Origin of the sequence: Streptomyces sp. NPDC059166 (genome assembly GCF_042755185.1) — a bacterium.
Lineage (GTDB): Bacteria > Actinomycetota > Actinomycetes > Streptomycetales > Streptomycetaceae > Streptomyces.
In genome coordinates this window covers 13,144-17,353 of sequence record NZ_JBHZCI010000071.1, presented here as the reverse complement: position 1 = coordinate 17,353, position 4,210 = coordinate 13,144, and the positions used below count along the sequence as shown (strand labels likewise).

General features: G+C 72.9%; 3 protein-coding genes. All 3 read right to left on the bottom strand.

What is annotated here, in order from left to right; all coding sequences use genetic code 11:
* Positions 1-177: 177 nt before the first annotated feature.
* Positions 178-1,236 (bottom strand): hypothetical protein, encoded by a 1,059-nt coding sequence (locus tag ACFXOA_RS31405; RefSeq protein ID WP_362554371.1) that lies wholly within the window; start codon positions 1,234-1,236, stop codon positions 178-180.
* Between the two features lie 74 nt (positions 1,237-1,310).
* Complete coding sequence (locus ACFXOA_RS31400; RefSeq protein WP_385035434.1) at positions 1,311-2,990, bottom strand: OPT/YSL family transporter; 1,680 nt, start codon at positions 2,988-2,990, stop codon at positions 1,311-1,313.
* A 121-nt stretch (positions 2,991-3,111) separates the two neighbouring features.
* The gene (locus tag ACFXOA_RS31395) at positions 3,112-3,903 is read right to left on the bottom strand and encodes an IclR family transcriptional regulator (RefSeq protein WP_385035432.1); all 792 of its coding nucleotides are present in this window, start codon (positions 3,901-3,903) and stop codon (positions 3,112-3,114) included.
* Positions 3,904-4,210: the final 307 nt, after the last annotated feature.

Sequence of the window (4,210 nt, the reverse complement as noted above, 5' to 3'; positions counted from 1 at the left end):
TTCCGTCCGCTGTTTTTTTTGTTATACTGTCCGTTTTTGGCGCGGGGGGGGGGGGGGGGGGGGGCCCGGGGGGGGGGGGGGGGGGGCCCGGGGCCGGCCGGCGCCCCGGCCCCCGGCCGGCCCGGGTTCGAGCGGGCAGGCGGGCAGGCCTGCGCGCCTGCCCGCCGCGGTGCGGACTCAGTAGCCGGCGACGCCCAGGTCCCGGCAGATCTCGACGAGCTCGGGGTGCACGTAGCGCCCGTTCTCCTCGATCGCGACGCCGTCGAGGTAGATGGACGGGCCGAGCACGCTGCCGTCGGTGTGGGCGGCGGCGACCCACGGCTCGCCGCCGATCCAAGCGCCCTTGGTTCCGATGCCGAGCTCCACGCACCCGAAGACGCGCTCGTCCTCGACGATGCGCCCGGTCGGGGCGAGGACACCCGGGTTGAAGCCGAGCGACCAGTGGGCCACGCGGAACATGTTCGGGTCGTCGAACGACTCCATCCAGCGGCGGAAGGTGTCGGCGTCGGCGCCGCCCTCGATCTTGGTGACGACACCCTTCTCGACGGTGCAGCGGACCGGGGAGCGCAGCAGGCCGATCTCGTCCGGCGGCCACAGGGCGCCGTCGAACACGAGGACGCCGTCCTGGGTCTCCTCCAGCGGGTTCCAGGAGATCTGGCCGGAGAGCATGACCGTCTCGCCGGGGTTCTCGGCGGGCTTGCCGCGCAGGTTGATCGGGCGGTCGCCGTTGCGGCCGACGAGGTCGGTGCCGTTGGCGGAGGTGATGCGCACCTCGTCCGCGGCCTCCAGGAGGGCGACCAGGGCCTTGCCGAGGCGGATGACGCCCTGGAAGTCGGGGCGGCCGACGGTCGCGACGAGCATCTGGACGTCCATCGCCGTGAGGTTGGTGTAGCGGCAGCCGTTGGCCATCGCGGCGCGGAAGGCGTCGGAGTGCATCAGGTACGAGACGGCGAACTCGATCCAGACGTCCGCGTCCGCGATCGCGCCGGCGACCGGCCTGGGCGGTTCCATGGAGGCGCCGGGGAGGGTCTCGTACCAGACGATGACGGGGTGTGCACCGGCCGCGGCGACGGCCTGCGCGGTGGCTTCGAGCACCCGCCGGTCGCTGCTCGTGTCACCCGTGAGGACGACGTGCTCACCGCGCTTGACGAGCATGACCTCCTCGACGAGCTTCCGGGCGGCCAGGGCCAGCTCGAAGCTGAGGTACTCGGAACGCGGTTCGAGCCTGCTGTACATGTCCACGATGGGTTCTCCTTGCCTTGCGGGTGGTGCGAGTGGTGCGGGTGGTGGCTTGGGTGCGGAGTCTCGGCTCAGGCCTTGAGGATCTGGGCGGAGTCTCCGAGCGAGCTGCCGGCGATGACTCCGGCGCCGATCAGGTTGAGTTCCTCGTCGGCGGCGGGGCCCCGCAGCTTGCGGTAGACGACACGGACGAGCAGGGCGCCGAGGACCAGCCAGCACGCCTGGGGCGTGAGGATGAGGAGGCCGGTGGCGAGCATGACGCCCATCTGGCGGCGGGTTCCGCCGATCAGCTGGATGACGGCTCCCGGGATCGCCCAGAGCAGCATGGTGCGGACCGCGTCGGGGTCGCTGAGGCCGCTCTTGATGGTGTCGGCGTAGACCTTGGCGACGGGCGGGATGAGGCCCTGTCCGAAGTAGGAGCGCCAGGCGACGGCGACGACCACCAGGGCGACGCCGAAGCCGATGAGGGCGGCCAGGAACTGCTGGCGGCGCCCTTCGCGCTCGTACGGGTTCCAGGGGCGGTGGTCCCTGCGGAGCAGCCAGCCGGCCTTGAGGTCGTAGCCCATGTCGGCGAAGGCGGGTCCGGTGGCGGAGACGTAGCCGATGAGGAGGGCGAGCGGTACGGAGGGGATGCCCATGGCGAGGCCGAGGATCAGGAAGATCAGGGTGACGGCGAAGGACGGGAACCAGCCGGACTGCATGGCCGCGAGACCGACGATCAGCTCGTGGACCAGTGCGGCGAAGGCGGCGAACAGGACCCAGCCGACGATGCCCAGCGGGCTCATGTCGCCGATGAGACCGCCGAGGACGGCGAGGACCACGGCGCCGGCGGTGAACAGCGCGTAGCCGCGGATCAGGGCGAGGCGCAGGGCGCGCTCGTCGACCGTGTACTCGACGCTCGGGTCGGTGACCACGAGGGTGCTGGCCGACTCCTCGGCATGCGCTGTCTCTTCGCTCCTCCTGCGGGCACGACGGCCGACCAGCAGGTGCACGGCCTGCCCGAGGGCGACGATCCCGGCGCCGACCATGACGCCGTGCGGGATGAAGCCGGCGCCGAGGTCGGTGCCGAAGACGTCGGGGCTGTACTGGCGCAGCATGAGTCCGATGCCGAACATCATCAGCGCCCAGACGTTGCCGAGGAAGGCCACGCCGGCGGCGGAGAGCGGCAGGCTGAGGAGCGTCCCGGCCAGGCCGACGACGGTTCCCCCGGCCAGGATCAATGCACGGCGGCCGCCCCGGTCGCCGGCCTTGATCGTCTCGGCGGCGGCGGTGCCCGGGGGCCAGGCGGCGTCGGCGGGCAGCAGCCGCGAGCCGAAGGCGCGGTAGAGCACCCAGGCGTCCACGACGAGGCCGATGAACGATCCGGCGAGCATCGGCCAGACCAGGTCCTCGCGCCCGAAGACGTACGGGATGGCCACGGAGGTGAGCAGCGCGTTCGCCGAGGCGAAGGTCGCCGCGGAGATGGCGCTCTGGGCGAGGTTCTGCCGGTGCACGGACTTCATCCGGCGCAGGAACCCCAGCGGGATGCGCCCGATGAGCATGGCCACGAGCGCGCCGACCACGGAGGTGTTGGCGGAGATGCCCAGCTTGGACACCAGGTCGATGCCGATGACGGCACCGACCGCGGCGAGCGCCACCAGGATGACCAGCAGTACGGGTTCGAGGACGCGGGGGTGGGCCCCCGGTTCGTCGGCGTGGGAACCGGACGGCGGTGGTACGTGGTGGTGCGGGGCGGAGGCTTGGTGCGCCACGGGGCACCCCCTTCGGTGAGCGGGACTGGGGAGGCGCTGTCTCCCGTCGGTGCGCGCGGGCAGGGCGGGGCGCGCCATCGGCACGGCGTGCCGCGGGATCGAGCGGTGTGCGGTTGGTGGGTCAGCCGCCGAGCGCCGCGGTGATCTCCGCGGCTCCGGCGCGTACCAGCGGTACGAGGGTGTCGACGGCCCTGTCCACGCGGTGGGAGGGCCCGATCACGGTGAGGGAGGCCGCGACGGACTCGCCCTGGAGGACCGGGGCGGACACGGCGGTGACGGCTTCGTCGTACTCGCCGTAGCTGACGCAGTGACCGTCGGCGCGGACCTGTGCGTAGCAGCTGAGCAGCGCGTCCGGGTCCGTGATGGTCCGGTCGTTGAAGCGGGCGAGGCCCGCGGGGCCGAACATCTGCCGGACCTCGCGCTCGGGGTGGTACGCGAAGATGGTGTGGCCCGAGGCTCCCGCGTGGCCGGGCATGACGGCGCCGATGATGGCGGTGTACCGGACGGGGCCTGTGCCGTCGACGGCCGCGGCGCAACGGTAGCTGGAGCCGTGCGGGACGTTGAGCACGACGCTCTCGCCCGTCTCGCGCAGCAGCCGGGCGAGTATCGGTCTGGCGAGCGACGGCAGGACACCGCTGTGTTCCCCGACCCGGGCCAGACGCGACAGGGCCGGTCCCGGACGGTAGCGGCGGCTGACGTCGTCGCAGATCAGGAACGCCCGGGCGGTCAGCGTGGTGAGCAGCCTCTGGACCACGGCCTTGTCCCAGCCGTGGTGGCGGGAGAGCTCGCTCACGCCCCACTCGGGGCGCTGCTCGGTGAAGGTGAGGAGGACGGCGAGGGCGCGGTCCACGGTCTGCAGGACGCCCGGTGCCTGGGGTGTGGCGGGGGTGGTGCCGTCGCCGTGGTCCGCCATGGGCCGGCCTCCTTCGTGCGGGTGGTTCCCGTGCCGCCCGGTGTGTCGGCGGCACCGTGTCGGTGCGGAAATCGCAACGGCGTTGCGTTTTCCGGCGACAGAATGCGGGCGCACCGGCCAGGTGTCAAGGGTGTCCCGGGTGCCGGACAGCGCGTGGCAGCCGCACCGGGGCCTCCGGGCGCGGCCGGATACGCGGCGGGGGGGCCCCCCCCCCCCCGGGGGGGGGGGGGGCCCCCCGGGGGGGGGGGGGGGCCCGCCGGGGCCCCGCCCCCCCCCCCCCCGGGGGGGGGGGTGAGACAAAAAAGAG

Bases quoted from the DNA above. Each gene is read 5' to 3' on its own strand.
- ACFXOA_RS31395 (WP_385035432.1), bottom strand. From the start codon at position 3,903: ATGGCGGACCACGGCGACGGCACCACCCCCGCCACACCCCAGGCACCG.
- ACFXOA_RS31405 (WP_362554371.1), bottom strand. From the start codon at position 1,236: ATGTACAGCAGGCTCGAACCGCGTTCCGAGTACCTCAGCTTCGAGCTG.